Below are 15,185 nucleotides of genomic sequence, written 5' to 3'. Positions count from 1 at the left end.
GGTGCCGAGTGTTGGGGCGAAGACCTTTTGCTTACTTTTGGGTCTTTCCAAAAGTGAGCCGCCGTAAGGGCGGAACCAATACCAGCCGTTACCGCAGCAACGGATATGTACTCAATCAAATCTGAAACCGCTGCCGCTCCGTCTCATACAACGGCTTAACCAACGCAAACTCCCGATCAATCTGATCCACCAACTCCCCCAGATCCCCAACCACAGGCCCAACAGACTCCACCTCCAACCGCTGACACAACTGCGCCAACCTCACCGCCCCAAGGTTCCCACTACTCCCCTTGAAACTATGCGCAATCCGCCCCAACGCCTTCGCATCATCCCTAGCCTTGCGCAGCGCCTCGACACGTTTCTGGGAATCATCAAGAAAGGTATCAAGCAACTTCGGATACTCGCCTTCCATGACTTCCTGCAACCCCGACAACACCGCCGGGTCCAGATGTAGATCAACCACTTGCTCGCTCCTTGATCAAGAATCGGCGGATTATGCCAGAGCCTCCCAGCAAAACTCCACGCAGACACTACGCCCGCCATCCGACCAGCCTACATCGCTGCTCAATTGCCGCACCAGGCTCAAACCCCGGCCAGACAGACGGTCCATATCCAGCGGCCGCGCCAGCACCTGCTCCACATCAAACCCCAGACCGCTATCCTCAATGCGCAGGGTCATCTTCCCACCCGCCCCAACCGGCACCACCTGCACATGCACCCGTATATACCCACTGTTCAGTTGCGCCAGGCGGTCATTACGCTGACGGTAATACTCGGCAAACCCTTGAGCATCACACTTGAGACGCGAATCCAGCCCCAGCACCCCATGCTCCAGCGCATTCGAATACAGCTCCGCCATCACACTGTAGAGCGCCCCGCTCTGCTCGCGCAGGCCATGGATCTCCAACAACAGTTGCAGCAGATAGGGCAACGGGTTGTAACGCTTCAAGGTTTCAGCGCGAAACTCGAAACTCACCGACCAATCCAACGGACACGATTGCCCGCTGTCCGCATACAACGGCCCCGAGGCACGCAGTTGCTGGCCAGGCTGCAGGGTGATTTCCACCATGCTCACGTCATCGCGCACTTCACCGCGAAACGCCGCCAGTGCCTGTTCTATATCTTCAAATAAACGATCAGGCTCGCGATTGGCAGCAAACACCTGCTGTAAACGTTCGGCGCCGAACAATTGGTCGTTGGCATCTGCGGTATCCAGCACCCCATCGGACAACAGGAACACCCGATCACCCAGGGCCATGGGCCAGACTTCAGTGCGATCATCAAAGGCCTCAGCCGACAGCACCCCCAACGGCAAATGCCGCGATTCCAGCGGCGTGCGTTTGCCGGTGGCAATTTCATGCACGTAGCCTTCGGGCATGCCGCCGCTCCACACCTCCACCACCCGCCGCTGCGTGCTCAGGCACAACAGGGTGGCGCAGCAGAACATGTCCACCGGCAGGATGCGTTTGAGCTTGGCGTTCATCTCGCGCAGGGTTTGTGCCAGGCCGTAACCCTTGGCGGTCATGCCGTAGAAGACTTCCGCCAGGGGCATGGCCCCCACCGCCGCCGGCAGGCCATGACCAGTGAAGTCGCCGAGCAGCACGTGCATGTCGCCGGACGGCGTATAGGCCGCCAACAGCAGGTCGCCGTTGAACAGCGCATAGGGCGATTGCAGGTAGCGGATATTCGGCGCGGCATTGATGCAGCCCGAATGCGCGACCTTATCGAACACCGCCTTGGCCACCCGCTGCTCATGCAGGAGGTAGTCGTGATGCTTGGCGATCAGGTCGCGCTGTTGCAGGACCGTGGCCTGCAACCGGCGCAGGCGGTCCATGGCGTTGATTTTCGCCGCGAGAATCAGCTGGTTGTAGGGTTTTGGCAGGAAGTCATCGCCGCCGGCATCCAGGCACTGGGCCAGCGCTTCGCTCTCGCGCAGGGAAGTGAGGAAAATCAGCGGCACCAGCTCTTCGCCCGCCAACTGCTTGATTCGCCGTGCTGCCTCAAAGCCGTCCATCACCGGCATCAGCGCATCCATCAACACCAGTTGCGGGCGCTCGCGGGTAAACACCTCGACCGCTTCAGCGCCATTGGTGGCCGTAAGTACCTGGTGACCCTGGCGCCGCACGATGGTCGACAGCAACAGCAAATCGGCGGCGCTGTCTTCGGCGATCAGGATCGTCAGCGGTTCGAGGACCGGGGCCAGGGCGCTCAACTGATGTCGAACAGTTTGTCGAAGTTGGAGATGGCGAGGATCTTGCGTACGTCGGAGTTGCTGTTGATTACCTGGACTTCAGCATTATCGCCACCGGCATGGTCACGCAACAGCAGGAGCATGCCCAGGGCGGAGCTGTCCATGTAGGTGGCCTCCTTCAAGTCGACGACGTACAACTCGGGCACTTTGTAGAAACGCTCGTAGGCATCGCGAAACGCCTGATGGCTGCCGAAATCAAACCGGCCCTTGACCGCGATCATCAACTTCTTCCCATCCAGGGATACTTCTGACTCGACTGACATGCGACTGCTTCCTTGTCATTGGCAATGACACAAGGTTTAGCAGGTGTACCGGATGTGGGCAACACCGCAGATCAAATGCGGGAGCGGGCTTGCTCGCGAATACGGCGTGTCAGCCATACATGAGTTGACTGATCCACCGCATTCGCGAGCAAGCCCGCTCCCACATTTAGAACTGGGACTGGCGCGGCAAGCGCTGGGACAGTTCGTCGAGCAATTTCTGCTCTCGCTTGTCTTCAAGCGCCCGCGCCTCGTCGATGTAGCGCTGCACCAGCTTGCGCAAACCTTCGACCCGGGCAAACGCTGCTTGCCAGCTCTCGCGGGCTTTATCGAGGTTGTTCTGGTGCCAGGCCAGGCTCTGGCGCTGCTGGCCGACGGCCGTTTCCAACTGATTGAGAAAGCCCTGGTAGCCCATCAACCACTGGCCCGAGACGCCTTTGCTGCCCCGCTCGATCCACTGCTGCTGGTACTCGCCGCGAAAGCGCTCCAAGTCGCCCAGCTTGCTCTCCGCCAAACGGACTTGCCCCTGGAAATAACCCAGGCGCTGCACGGCGGTTTTCTCGGCCTTTTCGGCCATGTCCACCACCGGAGCCAGGCGTGCGGCGCGGCTGTTGGCCATGGCTTAACCACCCGGCGCCGGGGCGAAGATCGATTGCAGGTGCGCTTCGCTTTCGCCCATGCTGATCTTGTCGTTGAGGCCCTGGCGCAGGTAGGTCACCAACTGCGGTTGCAGGGCGATGGCCAGGTCGGTGTCGCGATCGCCGCCAGCCACGTAGGCGCCGACGCTGATCAGGTCGCGGCTCTGTTGATAGCGCGACCACAATTGCTTGAATTGTTGCGCGCGGATCATGTGTTCCGGCGTCACCACTGCCGGCATCACCCGGCTGATGGACGCTTCGATATCGATAGCCGGGTAATGCCCCTCTTCGGCCAGTCGCCGCGACAGCACGATGTGACCGTCAAGTACACCCCGCGCCGAGTCGGCAATCGGGTCCTGCTGGTCATCGCCTTCGGACAGCACGGTATAGAACGCGGTGATCGAGCCACCACCGGCTTCGGCGTTACCGGCACGCTCCACCAGCTTGGGCAGCTTGGCGAACACCGACGGCGGATAGCCTTTGGTGGCCGGCGGTTCGCCGATGGCCAGGGCGATTTCCCGCTGGGCCTGGGCGAAACGCGTGAGCGAGTCCATCAGCAACAGGACGTTCTTGCCCTTGTCACGGAAGTATTCGGCGATGCGCGTGCAGTACATGGCGGCGCGCAGGCGCATCAGCGGTGCATCGTCCGCCGGGGACGCGACGACGACCGAGCGCTTGAGGCCTTCTTCACCGAGGCTGTGCTCGATGAATTCCTTCACCTCGCGGCCCCGTTCGCCGATCAGCCCGACCACGATGATGTCAGCCTCGGTAAAGCGCGTCATCATGCCCAGCAACACCGACTTACCCACGCCGGTACCGGCAAACAGGCCCAGACGCTGGCCACGGCCGACCGTCAATAATCCGTTGATGCTGCGAATGCCCACGTCCAGCGGCACGCTGATGGGGTTACGGTTGAGCGGGTTGATGGTGGGGCCGTCCATCGGCACCCAGTCTTCAGCCTTCATGCCGCCCTTGCCATCCAGCGCGCGGCCGGCGCCGTCGAGTACGCGGCCGAGCATGCTCATGCCCATCGGCAGGCGGCCGGTGTCGGCCAAGGGCACCACACGGGCGCCAGGGGCAATGCCCGCCAGGCTGCCCACGGGCATCAGGAAAATCTTGTTGCCCGAAAACCCCATCACTTCGGCTTCGACCTGCACCGGGTGGTAGCTGTCGTCGTTGATCACCATGCAGCGACTACCCATGGCGGCGCGCAGGCCTTCGGCTTCGAGGGTCAGGCCGACCATGCGCAGCAGGCGACCTTCAAGGATCGGCTGGCCAGGCAACTCGGCGGCTTCGGTATAACCGCTCAAGCGCTTGGCGAAGCTGGTGCGATCAAGGCGCATCGGGGGCGTCCAGGTCCAGGCTGAGGTCCGGCTCGGCAGGGTTCAGCACCTGCTCGTGGGCTTGGTCCAGCAGCTTGGCCATGATCTGGCTGATGCGGGTTTCCACCGTGGCATCGATGCGACTGTGTTCGGTCTCGACGCGGCAACCACCGGGCTGCAGCGAAGCGTCCTCGACGATCCGCCAGGTTTCTTCATGGCGCTCGCGCAGGGCTTTGACCTGTTCGAAATCCTGAGGATTGATGTACAGCCGTACATTGCCGACACCCAGGGGCAGCAGCTTGAGGGCTTCGCGCATCACGCTTTCGATATGGCTGGAGTCCAGCACCAATTCGCGCTGGATCACTTGGCGAGCGATGTGCTGCACCAGCTCGACCATGGCTTTTTCGATTTGCGCATCCTGCTCGGCGATGGGGTCGAACAGCCCGCCCATCAAGCGTTCCAGGCTGGCCAGTCTGACGCTCAGCGCCTCCTCGGCTTCCTGGCGGACCTTGAGGGTGGTGCTGCGAAAACCATCTTTTTCACCCGCCGCGAAGCCCTCGTTGTAGGCCTCCTGGCGGATAGCTTCCAATTCTTCCAAGGTCAGTGGCTGGACTTCGTCCAGCGGCACTTCTTCCATCTCCGCCGGCGGCTCGATTACTGGCTCCGGTTCAGGCTCCGGCACATGCGGATCGAAGCTGGGCAACGACCAGATGTCGAACCCACCGACGTCCCGCGCGCGAATCAGATCGCTGGGCGCCTCATCTTTGTTCGACATGAAAGGCGCCTTAGATCATTTCTTCGCCGCCCTTCCCGCCGAGAACGATTTCTCCGGCTTCGGCCATACGGCGGGCAATGGTGAGGATTTCTTTCTGCGCGGTTTCCACGTCGCTGACGCGCACCGGGCCTTTGGCCTCCAGGTCGTCGCGCAACAGTTCCGAGGCGCGCTTGGACATGTTCTTGAAGATCTTCTCTTTGACGTTTTCGTCCGAGCCCTTGAGGGCCAGCACCAGCACGTCGGAGGACACTTCGCGCAGCAACGCCTGGATGCCACGGTCGTCGACATCGGAGAGGTTGTTGAACACGAACATGAGGTCTTCGATCTGGCCGGACAGGGTGTCGTCGATCTCGCGGATCGAGTCCATCAACTGGCCTTCGACCGAGCTGTCGAGGAAGTTCATGATGTCGGCCGCGCGCTTGATACCGCCCAGGGTGGTACGCGAGGCATTCGAGTTGCCAGAGAACTGCTTCTCCAGAATCGTGTTGAGTTCTTTCAGGGCCGCCGGCTGCACGGTGTTCAGCGACGACACGCGCAGGATGATGTCCAGGCGCACTTTATGGTCGAAGTGGCCGAGCACTTCACCGGCCTGGTCCGGGTCGAGGTAGGCCACCACGATCGCCTGGATCTGCGGGTGCTCGTAGCGGATCACGTCGGCAACGGCGCGCGGCTCCATCCATTTGAGGCTGTCGAGGCCGCTGGTGTTGCCACCGAGCAGGATACGGTCGATCAGGCCGTTGGCCTTGTCTTCGCCCAGGGCCGAGGTGAGCATCTTGCGGATGTAGCTGTCGGAGCCAACGCCCAGGCTGGTCTGGTCGCCGACGATCTCGACGAACTCGCTCATCACCTGCTCGACTTGCTCGCGGTGCACATTGCGCATCTGCGCCATGGCCACGCCGACACGCTGAACCTCTTTGGGGCCCATGTGGCGCAGCACTTGGGCGGCGTCGGTTTCACCGAGGGACAGCAGCAGGACTGCGGCTTTGTCGACCTTGGTGAGCTTGGCAACAGCGGCTCGATTATCACTCATCTGCGTTGATCCACTCTTTCACGACCTGGGCCACACGGCCCGGGTCTTCTGCTACCAGACTCTTGATTGCATTCAGCTGAGCGTCGTAACCCTCGCTCGGGCTTGGCAACAGGATGCTTTGCGGGCCGCCGAGGCTGACGCGGTCGTTGGCCAGTTCGCCGTCGAGGCCGCCCATGCCACCCAATTCCACGTCGCCACCTGCAAGTGCAAGCTGTTTCTTGCCGTTGCCGGTGATGTTGTTGAGGACTGGGCGCAGCACACCAAATACCAGCACTAGGATGAACAACACACCCAGCACTTGCTTGACGATGTCCCAGAACCACGGCTGCGAGTAGAACGACGGTTCAGCGATCACCTCGCCACGCTCGGCAGAGAACGGCATGTTGATCACGCTGACACTGTCACCACGGCTGGCGTCAAAACCGACGGCGTCCTGCACCAGGCGAGTGAAGCGCGCCAATTCGTCGGCGGTCCATGGAGCACGGGTAACGGCGCCGTCAGCGGCATTGACCTTGACTTGGTCATCCACCACCACCGAGACCGACAGGCGATTGACGCGACCCTGTTGCTGCTTGGTGTGGCTGATGGAACGGTCAAGCTCGAAGTTCTTGGTGGACTGGTTACGTTTGTCCGCCGGGTACGGGGCGAGCATCGGCTGGCCAGTGGCCGGGTCCATGATTTGCTGGCCGTTGGCATCCAGCAGTGGCTGGCCTGGCTGAATCGCGCCAGCGCTGGCAGTAGCGCCACCGGTGGTTTGCGGCGCCGAAGCCGGGGCTGGCGGCTGGTTGCTCAATGCGCCCGGCACACCTTGCGGCGGGCCATTGGCGGCGGTGCGTTGTTCGCTGGTGGACTGCTCGCTGCGCAAGGCAGGCTGGTCCGGGTTGAATTGCTCGGAGGTCGACTCGACGGCGCTGAAGTCCACATCGGCCGACACTTCAGCCTTGTAGCGGTCGTTGCCCAGCACCGGTTGCAGGATGTTGTGCACGCGCTGGGTGAGCATGCTTTCGACGCGGCGGCTGTAGTCGAACTGCTTGCCGGCTTGAGTCAGCGCGGAGTTTTCGCCCTGGTCGGACAGCAGGTTGCCCTTCTGGTCGACCACAGTGATCTGCGACTTGCTCAGCTCAGGCACACTGGTGGCGACCAGATTGACGATCGCCAGGACCTGGCCAGGCTCCAGGGAGCGGCCCGCAAACAGTTCTACCAAGACCGAGGCACTTGGCTTGCGCTCGTCGCGCACAAACACCGAGCTTTTCGGAATGGCCAGGTGCACGCGGGCACCCTTGACGTTGTTCAGGCTGGAGATGGTGCGCGCCAGTTCGCCTTCCAGGCCGCGACGGTAGCGGGTGGCTTCCATGAACTGACTGGTGCCCAGGCCCTGGTCCTTGTCGAGGATCTCAAAACCGATGTTGCTGTCGGACGGGGTCACGCCGGCGGCGGCGAGTTTCATGCGCGCACGGGCCACATCGTCGGCCTTGACCAGCAGCGCCCCGGAGTTGGGCTCTACGGTGTAGGCGATGTCGGCGGCGGCCAGGGTTTCCATGATCTGCTTGGAATCCATGCCCGCCAGGCTGCCATACAGCGGCCGGTAATCGGGTTGCTGCGACCACAGCACCACGGCAAAACCAATCGCCACGCTGGCAGCCAGGCCGACCATCAGGCCCACCTGACGCAACATGGTCATTTCGGAGAGGTTTTCCAGGAACGACAGGCCAAACAGCGGCGGCTTGCCGTCTGCCTTGGCGGGTGCGTTGTCCACGACTGCTTCTGCCATGACTTAAATCTCGTCCTTAAACCGGCATCTGCATGATGTCTTGGTAAGCCTGAACCAACTTGTTACGCACCTGGGTCAACGCCTGGAACGAAACGCTGGCCTTTTGCGAGGCGACCATCACGTCGGTGAGGTCCACGCCGCTTTTGCCGATCTCGAACGCGTTGGCCAACTGGCTGGAGGCTTGCTGGGTGTCACTGACTTTGTTGATGGCCTGGCCGAGCATGTCGGCGAAGCTGCTTTGGCCCAATTCCGGCGCTGGCGCGACGGATTTCGGTTGAGCCATGGCATCCATTTGCATGGAGCGCATATCCAACATCAACCGATTGAACTCAATACCCTGGCTCATGAACTTCTCTCTCCGACAACCCGCATGTTTTTTGACGCTACGCCGCAATTACTAGGGGAGGTAGCAACAAGGGTGCCAGCTCTGGTTCAACTCGTAAGAAAAGGCGACAAACCTTGTCGACCTTGTTACCGATTATGTTGCGAACAGATACGCTTCCACATCCATCCCTGCATCGCGCATCTGCGCCAGCTTGTAGCGCAACGTCCGCGGGCTGATGCCCAGACGCTCGGCAGCCTCTTTGCGACGGCCGCGCTCGGAGCGCAGGGTGTCGATGATCATCTGGAATTCACGGCGACGCAGATCGTCGCCCAGCGCACCGGCCGTTTCGATTTCGGCAACCATAGGCGCAGGGGCCAGGGTTGGCAGCGACGCCGCACCGCTGCCCATGGCCAGGCAAAAATCCTGAGGCTGGATCAGGCCGCCCTGTTGCAGGATCAGCGCGCGCTGGATGGCGTTGTCCAGTTCCCGCACATTGCCCGGCCATGGATAGGCGATCAGGCAGGCTTGGGCCTCGGCCGACAGGCGCGCCTGGGCGTGCTTCATTTTTTTGACGTGGTTGTTCAGCAGACGCTCGGCCAGGGGAATGATATCCGCCGGGCGTTCGCGCAACGGGCGCCAGGCGAGCGGGAATACCGAAAGCCGGTAGAACAAGTCTTCACGGAAGCGCCCCGCCGCCACTTCGCCCGCCAGGTCGCGGTTGGTGGTGGCGACTACGCGGATATCCAGCTGGATCGGCTTGCGCGCGCCGACACGCTCCACTTCACGCTCCTGCAGCACCCGCAGCAACTTGGCTTGCAGGCCCAGGGGCATTTCCGAGATTTCGTCGAGCAGGATGGTGCCGCCGTCAGCCTGCTCGAACTTGCCCGCCTGGGCCGCGATGGCGCCGGTGAAGGAGCCCTTTTCGTGTCCGAACAGTGTGGCTTCGAGCATGTTGTCTGGGATCGCCGCGCAGTTGATTGCGATAAACGGCTGCTTGGCGCGGGTCGATTGCTGGTGGATGTAACGTGCCAGCACCTCTTTGCCCGTGCCGGACTCGCCGGAAATCAGCACCGTGGAATCGCTGCGCGCCACGCGGGCCGCCAGTTCCAGCAATTGCGCACTGGCCGGCTCGAAGGCAATCGGGCCTTCGCCTTCACTGGCCGAAATCACGCCCAAGGCATGCCGCGCGACCAGCTCGATCAAGGCTTTAGGTTCGAAGGGTTTGACCAAGTAATCCGCCGCGCCCTGGCGCATGGCGTCGACCGCACGCTCGACGGCGCCATGGGCGGTCATCAGCAGCACCGGCAACTGCGGCTGGCGCGCACGCAGCAGGCTGAGCAACTGGTGGCCGTCCATGCCGGGCATGTTGACGTCGCTGACCACCAGGCTGAAGGACTCCTGCTCCACCGCCTCCAAGGCGTCCTCGGCAGACCCGACCGCCCGATAGTCATGGCCCGCCAACAGCAGCGTGTCAGCCAATGCTTCACGCAGGGCGCGATCGTCTTCCACCAACAGAACCTTGATAGCCATAACCTTTCTACTCCGCGCTTGCCGCGCTGGAAAACAGCGGCAAGGTCATCAATGCACAGGTGCCACGCCCAACACGGGAATGCAGTTGCAATTCTCCCTGATGGGCACGTGCCACTGCCTTGACCACGGTCAGGCCCAGGCCGGTACCGTTGGTCTTGGTGGTGAAAAAGGGTTCGCCCAGGCGCCGCAACACAGCGGGCTCGATGCCACTGCCGCTGTCGCTGATGCACAGGCGCAGGTTTTGCCCACGGTTGTACAGGTGCACCTTGAGCCGCGCACCGGAGCCGCTGGCCTGTGTGGCGTTTTCGATCAGGTTGAGCAGCGAACCCACCAGCGTGTCGCGGTTGCACAGCAGCTCACCGAGGTGGCTGTCGCACTGCCAGCGCACCTGGACGTCTTGAATATGGGCGGCGGCCGCCGCTTGCAGGGCCTGCATCAACTCGGCCGGCGTGATGCGGTCGGTCAGCGGCAATTCGCCGCGAGCGAACACCAGCATGTCGCGCACCTGATGCTCCAACTCATGCAGACGCTCCTTGAGGCGACCGGCAAAACGCTGGTGGGTGGCGGTGGGCAATTGCTCATCAGTCAAATGACTGGCGTAGATCAGGGCAGCCGACAGCGGCGTGCGGATCTGATGCGCCAAAGAAGCGACCATGCGCCCCAGGGATGACAAACGCTCATGGCGCGCCAACTGGTCTTGCAGGTGACGGGTTTCAGTCAGGTCATTGAGCAACACCAGTTGGCCTGGCTCTGCGTCCAGGGAACGAGTGGCAATGGACAAGCGGCGGCCGTCTTTCAGGGAAATTTCGTGACCGTCGTCTTCACGCGGCGCAAAGCAGCGGGTGATGACATGCCGCCACAGTTCGCCTTCCAACGGCAGGCCAAGCATGTCGCAGGCCGCCGGGTTGGCTTCGCGCACACGGCCTTCTTCGTCGATGACAATCACACCGCCGGGCAGCAGCGACAGCAGGTTTTGCAGGCGGTTGGCCAAGCGTTCTTTCTCGGCCAGCTCTTCCATGCGCTGGGCACTGACCACCGCCAACTCGCCTTTGAGCTCAGAAACCCGGGCTTCGAGCAGGCTGTAGGAATCAGTCAATTGGCTGGACATCTGGTTGAACAGCGAAAAAGCCTGTTCCAGGCCCTGGCGGCTTTGCTGTTCTACAGAGGGAACCAGCCCTGCAATCGCAGGACCGGAAGAATGTTGGGCGGCGTGGGGCATCATGCTCTCTCGCTTGGCTGACCGTCAGTTAAACGGAACGTTGCGAGGGCTGTAGCAATACCCGTGCCGAAAAAAAACCACTGAAGTTTCAGTGATTTAAAAAACAGGCGTCAATCATCCGCCTGTTCATCACCTTCTTTGCGGCTCATGCCGTACTTGCGCATCTTCTCCACCAGGGTGGTGCGACGGATGCGCAGGCGCTCGGCGGCACGGGCGACGATGCCGTTGGCGTCGTCAAGGGCCTGCTGGATCAGACCTTGTTCCAGGTTGCCGAGGTAGTCCTTCAGGTCCAGGCCTTCGGGCGGCAGCATCGCGGTGTTGCCAAAGTCTGGCGTATGGCCATTGATGGCGACGCGCTCTTCCATGTCGCTGCGCAGGCTGTCGACCAGTTGCTCGTCTTCGTCGTCGACGTAGCGGAATTTCTTCGGCAGCTCGACCACGCCGATCACGCCGTAGGGGTGCATGATCGCCATGCGCTCCACCAGGTTGGCCAGCTCGCGCACGTTGCCCGGCCAGCCGTGGCGGCACAGGGACATGATCGCGGCGGAGTTGAAGCGGATCGAACCACGCTTCTCGTGCTCCATGCGCGAGATCAACTCGTTCATCAGCAACGGGATGTCTTCCACGCGCTCACGCAGCGGGGCCATCTCGATCGGGAATACGTTGAGGCGGTAGTACAGGTCTTCGCGGAAGCTGCCGACCTCGATCATGCTTTCGAGGTTCTTGTGGGTCGCCGCGATGATGCGCACGTCGACGCTCTGGGTCTTGTTGCTGCCCACGCGCTCGAAGGTACGTTCCTGCAATACGCGCAGCAGCTTGACCTGCATCGGCAGCGGCATGTCGCCGATTTCGTCGAGGAACAGCGTGCCGCCGTTAGCCAACTCGAAACGCCCGGCACGGCTGGTGATCGCGCCGGTAAAGGCGCCCTTTTCGTGGCCGAACAATTCGCTTTCAAGCAGTTCTGCCGGGATCGCCCCGCAGTTGACCGGCACGAAAGGCCCGTCGCGGCGCTTGGAGTGATAGTGCAGGTTGCGCGCAACCACTTCCTTGCCGGTGCCGGACTCGCCAAGGATCAGCACGCTGGCGTCGGTGTCGGCCACTTGCTGCATCATCTGGCGCACGTGCTGGATGGCGCGGCTGGTGCCGACCAGGCTGCGGAACAGGTTGGGCTCGCGGTGACGGCCGCGCTCGCGGGCCTGGTCGTACATCTCGCGATAGACCTGGGCACGGTGCAGGGAATCGAGCAATTTGCTGTAGCTGGGGGGCATTTCCAGCGTGGAAAGCACCCGGCGGCGCTGGTCTTCGGGCAGGTCGACGGAAGAAATATCGCCCATTAGCAACACGGGAAGGAACTCATCCCAGGTTGACAGTGTCTTTAACAAGCCCAAAACAGCGCCAGGAGCGTTTACCGTCCCGATCAGCACACAAATGACTTCACGGCTCGATGACAATGAGCTGACCGCCTGCTGCCAATCATGGCTGCCGCAGGGCAGATTTTCTTCGCCAAGAAAATTCAAAATCACCGCTAAATCGCGGCGGCGGACGCTATCGTCATCAATCAGCAGAATTTTGGTTTCACGCCACATGCAATAGCAACTTCCCTAGTAAAACTTCCTGCCCCGGAGTGAGGGCAATCGAGACGCCTGTAAGACTTTGTACCTTACTAGACGTCTGAAATCTGAAAACAGCACTAGTTAAGTCAAAAATGCTGGCACAGTCAAATATATGACGCACCGTTCGGACTAACTGAGCCCATTCAGCCGAACAGATGGTAAACCTTTGACGCATTTTTCGCTCGGTTGATCAGCGACATCTCTTCAAAAATCGCCTGGCGCTCGCCGGTCGTCACCTCAAGCAACTGCTGATACACCTTCAGCAAGCTTTCCAACTTCTCTCGCAGCACGTCCTCGTTCACTGGCGCTTCGCTAAGCACTTCCTCGATCACATTGCGGCAGCCCAGGTCGAGTTCGCCAATAGCGTCCCAGTTCCGTTCTGCCAGCGCGCCGATCAGGGCTTCGCGGGTTTCATCGATGCGTTGCAGTGCGTGGCTCATGATGTGTTCCTCAAGGCCCATGGCCTTATTGTGCGGCACCTTGTGGTGTTGCAATGGCATCCCAGCCTTCTTTCACGGTAATCAGCAAGCGAGCGACTTCGTCGATCATGCTGACATCGTTGTGCAGATTGGCTTCCATCAAACGGTTGGTCATGTACGCGTATAGACTTTCCAATTGCTGGACGTAAGCCGGATCTTCGCTCTTCTCCGCGTCCAGGCCATCACGCAGGCCGATGATGATGTCTACCGCCTTACCGAGCATCAGGCCCTTTTGTGCGATATCCCCACGAGCCAGTGCACCTTTAGCCTGTGCCATGCGGTCGAGCCCGCCTTCCATCAGCATTTGCACCAGGCGATGCGGGCTGGCTTCGGAGATCTGGGCATGGGAATTGACCTTCTGGTATTGGCGAAGGGCTCTCATGGGATTCATGGTTCTACCTCGTGACAGGTAACAGCGAAAAGGATTTCAGTAACCATTATGTCGACTGGGTCGCAAAAAACTTTAACCCGATGGTCTTCTTAAGAACAAAGCCCAGGTCAACGGACCTGGGCTTTTTCATGGGCGCGCGATCAACTGTTTTTCTGGTTGTTCAGCGCGTTAAGGGTACCCATGATGTTGTTACTCTGCTGGCGCAGTTGGGCAACCAGGGAGTCCATCGCCGCGTATTTGCGGGTCAGGCTGTCGGTCAGGTCCTGGACGTGGGCGTCGAGGTCGGACTGATCCTTGGTCAGCTTCTTGAGGCTGTCGGAGAGCGCGCTTGAGCGGGTCGCAAAGACCCCAGTGGTCGGTTTTGCATAGCCGTCGGTTGCAGCGGTCATGCGCGCCAACAAGCCATCCTTACCGCCCAGCATACTGTTAATGTCAGCAGCGTTGGTCAATGCGGCCTTGTCAAAGGCCTTGTCATCCATGGTCAACAGACCGGTATTGGAATCAGTGCCGATACCAAATTGCGCCAGGGATTTGAACTGGCCATTCCCCGACAAGGCATTGAACTCGGTACGCAAGGCGCTCTGCAGAGAGCGCATGTTCGCATCACCGGTCAGAGTCGCCGACACGGAGTTACCCGCAGCATCCTTCGTCACCTTGGTTTCAGCATTCATCGCCTTGAGCAGGGCATTGTAGCTATCGACGAAACCCTTGACCCCGGACTTAAGCGCTGCGGTGCTGGTCGAAACAGAAATAGTAGTGACCGCTTTGGTCGGGTCGGTGCTGCTGACTGGTGGCGATACCGAGAGCAGCTTGATACTGACACCACTGACCGCATCCGTAATATTGTTGGTCTTGGCCGTATAGGCAACACCGTCAATTGTGTACTCGGCATTCTTTGGCTCATCGATCACCTTGTAACCGGTATCGATACCCGAGTTGCCCGAAAGAGTAAGATCCGACCCCACACCGCCGGTGGTAGAAGTCAATACCATGCGTGAACCACTGGCATCCGTCACGATGTTGGCACTCAGGCCGGAGGTGCCAAACTGCGAGTTGATCGAGTCACGCACCTGCTGCAAGGTTGCACCCGGCGGAACACTCACGTCGAACTTCTTGCCCGACTGGGAGATGGACAATGTCGTGGCCGTATCCCCCTTGTTGACCACCGTAGAGGCACCACCCGTAAGCGTTGTAGTCGACAGCTTGGAAGGCTGGGCCAACTGGTTGACCACCAGGTTGAAGCTGCCATTGGCCGCCCCCTTCCCCGTCGTCATGGTGGCGACCTTCTCGTTCGACGACGTCCCCGTCAAACCACTGAAGCTATTGTCATCAGTCATGCTTTTGATGGCGCCTCGGAAAGCATCCAAAGCCGACTGAATCTTGCCGATCGACGACAGCTGAGTAGTTGCTTTCTGTGACTGAGTGTTGATCTGGGTCTGCTTGGGCGCACGGTCAGCGTCCACCAGCGACTTCACAATACCCTGAATGTCGATACCCGAACCAACACCGTTAACCGTCGTACTCGCCATCGTCTTTCTCCTAATTCGATTGTTGTCGCTTTCTTGACGAACAACACTTCAA

Annotated in this window: 15 protein-coding genes; all 15 read right to left on the bottom strand. The window is 60.6% G+C overall.

Features of this window, described 5'->3' with window-relative positions:
* Positions 1–115: 115 nt before the first annotated feature.
* Positions 116–463, bottom strand: coding sequence for an Hpt domain-containing protein (locus ACP7C6_RS12055; RefSeq protein WP_353632300.1), 348 nt, complete (start codon positions 461–463; stop codon positions 116–118).
* A 30-nt stretch (positions 464–493) separates the two neighbouring features.
* Positions 494–2,212 (bottom strand): ATP-binding SpoIIE family protein phosphatase, encoded by a 1,719-nt coding sequence (locus ACP7C6_RS12050; protein ID WP_426108778.1) that lies wholly within the window; start codon positions 2,210–2,212, stop codon positions 494–496.
* A complete protein-coding gene (locus ACP7C6_RS12045) occupies positions 2,209–2,514 on the bottom strand; it encodes an STAS domain-containing protein (RefSeq protein WP_028617324.1) in 306 nt (101 codons plus the stop codon). Before ACP7C6_RS12045 ends, ACP7C6_RS12050 begins: the two co-directional genes overlap by 4 nt.
* Before the next feature lie 166 nt (positions 2,515–2,680).
* The gene (gene fliJ, locus ACP7C6_RS12040; RefSeq protein ID WP_028617325.1) at positions 2,681–3,130 is read right to left on the bottom strand and encodes a flagellar export protein FliJ; all 450 of its coding nucleotides are present in this window, start codon (positions 3,128–3,130) and stop codon (positions 2,681–2,683) included.
* A gap of 3 nt (positions 3,131–3,133) precedes the next feature.
* Complete coding sequence (gene fliI / locus ACP7C6_RS12035; protein WP_068937092.1) at positions 3,134–4,492, bottom strand: flagellar protein export ATPase FliI; 1,359 nt, start codon at positions 4,490–4,492, stop codon at positions 3,134–3,136.
* A complete protein-coding gene (fliH, locus tag ACP7C6_RS12030; protein WP_308907814.1) occupies positions 4,482–5,246 on the bottom strand; it encodes a flagellar assembly protein FliH in 765 nt (254 codons plus the stop codon). Before fliH ends, fliI begins: the two co-directional genes overlap by 11 nt.
* Before the next feature lie 10 nt (positions 5,247–5,256).
* Entirely contained in the window at positions 5,257–6,276 is a 1,020-nt protein-coding gene (fliG, locus tag ACP7C6_RS12025) for a flagellar motor switch protein FliG (protein ID WP_010208743.1), read from the bottom strand.
* A complete protein-coding gene (gene fliF / locus ACP7C6_RS12020; RefSeq protein ID WP_028617328.1) occupies positions 6,269–8,047 on the bottom strand; it encodes a flagellar basal-body MS-ring/collar protein FliF in 1,779 nt (592 codons plus the stop codon). The genes fliG and fliF overlap by 8 nt, the downstream gene beginning before the upstream one ends.
* A gap of 16 nt (positions 8,048–8,063) precedes the next feature.
* Complete coding sequence (gene fliE / locus ACP7C6_RS12015) at positions 8,064–8,393, bottom strand: flagellar hook-basal body complex protein FliE (RefSeq protein ID WP_015885194.1); 330 nt, start codon at positions 8,391–8,393, stop codon at positions 8,064–8,066.
* Between the two features lie 132 nt (positions 8,394–8,525).
* Positions 8,526–9,902 carry a sigma-54-dependent transcriptional regulator gene (locus ACP7C6_RS12010; protein WP_426108777.1) on the bottom strand — a complete coding sequence of 459 codons (1,377 nt, stop codon included), beginning with the start codon at positions 9,900–9,902 and terminating at the stop codon, positions 8,526–8,528.
* Between the two features lie 7 nt (positions 9,903–9,909).
* Positions 9,910–11,121 (bottom strand): sensor histidine kinase, encoded by a 1,212-nt coding sequence (locus ACP7C6_RS12005; protein ID WP_308908894.1) that lies wholly within the window; start codon positions 11,119–11,121, stop codon positions 9,910–9,912.
* A gap of 110 nt (positions 11,122–11,231) precedes the next feature.
* Complete coding sequence (locus tag ACP7C6_RS12000; protein WP_028617331.1) at positions 11,232–12,707, bottom strand: sigma-54 dependent transcriptional regulator; 1,476 nt, start codon at positions 12,705–12,707, stop codon at positions 11,232–11,234.
* A gap of 170 nt (positions 12,708–12,877) precedes the next feature.
* Entirely contained in the window at positions 12,878–13,174 is a 297-nt protein-coding gene (locus tag ACP7C6_RS11995) for a flagellar protein FliT (RefSeq protein WP_222540183.1), read from the bottom strand.
* A gap of 25 nt (positions 13,175–13,199) precedes the next feature.
* Positions 13,200–13,604, bottom strand: coding sequence for a flagellar export chaperone FliS (gene fliS, locus ACP7C6_RS11990; protein WP_222540184.1), 405 nt, complete (start codon positions 13,602–13,604; stop codon positions 13,200–13,202).
* 140 nt (positions 13,605–13,744) lie between these two features.
* Positions 13,745–15,133 (bottom strand): flagellar filament capping protein FliD, encoded by a 1,389-nt coding sequence (gene fliD / locus ACP7C6_RS11985; RefSeq protein ID WP_222540185.1) that lies wholly within the window; start codon positions 15,131–15,133, stop codon positions 13,745–13,747.
* Between the last annotated feature and the right edge of the window lie 52 nt (positions 15,134–15,185).

This window comes from Pseudomonas sp. TWR1-1-4 (genome assembly GCF_049897165.1).
GTDB lineage: Bacteria > Pseudomonadota > Gammaproteobacteria > Pseudomonadales > Pseudomonadaceae > Aquipseudomonas > Aquipseudomonas canadensis.
Note: the sequence above shows the minus strand (reverse complement) of the source record. Positions and strands in the feature narration are given on the sequence as shown.

Coding starts and splice junctions, on each gene's coding strand:
- fliH (WP_308907814.1), bottom strand. CDS start 5,246: ATGTCGAACAAAGATGAGGCGCCCAGCGATCTGATTCGCGCGCGGGAC.
- fliS (WP_222540184.1), bottom strand. CDS start 13,604: ATGAATCCCATGAGAGCCCTTCGCCAATACCAGAAGGTCAATTCCCAT.
- fliE (WP_015885194.1), bottom strand. CDS start 8,393: ATGAGCCAGGGTATTGAGTTCAATCGGTTGATGTTGGATATGCGCTCC.
- ACP7C6_RS12005 (WP_308908894.1), bottom strand. CDS start 11,121: ATGCCCCACGCCGCCCAACATTCTTCCGGTCCTGCGATTGCAGGGCTG.
- fliI (WP_068937092.1), bottom strand. CDS start 4,492: ATGCGCCTTGATCGCACCAGCTTCGCCAAGCGCTTGAGCGGTTATACC.
- fliG (WP_010208743.1), bottom strand. CDS start 6,276: ATGAGTGATAATCGAGCCGCTGTTGCCAAGCTCACCAAGGTCGACAAA.
- ACP7C6_RS12010 (WP_426108777.1), bottom strand. CDS start 9,902: ATGGCTATCAAGGTTCTGTTGGTGGAAGACGATCGCGCCCTGCGTGAA.
- ACP7C6_RS12000 (WP_028617331.1), bottom strand. CDS start 12,707: ATGTGGCGTGAAACCAAAATTCTGCTGATTGATGACGATAGCGTCCGC.
- fliJ (WP_028617325.1), bottom strand. CDS start 3,130: ATGGCCAACAGCCGCGCCGCACGCCTGGCTCCGGTGGTGGACATGGCC.
- fliD (WP_222540185.1), bottom strand. CDS start 15,133: ATGGCGAGTACGACGGTTAACGGTGTTGGTTCGGGTATCGACATTCAG.
- ACP7C6_RS12045 (WP_028617324.1), bottom strand. CDS start 2,514: ATGTCAGTCGAGTCAGAAGTATCCCTGGATGGGAAGAAGTTGATGATC.
- fliF (WP_028617328.1), bottom strand. CDS start 8,047: ATGGCAGAAGCAGTCGTGGACAACGCACCCGCCAAGGCAGACGGCAAG.
- ACP7C6_RS11995 (WP_222540183.1), bottom strand. CDS start 13,174: ATGAGCCACGCACTGCAACGCATCGATGAAACCCGCGAAGCCCTGATC.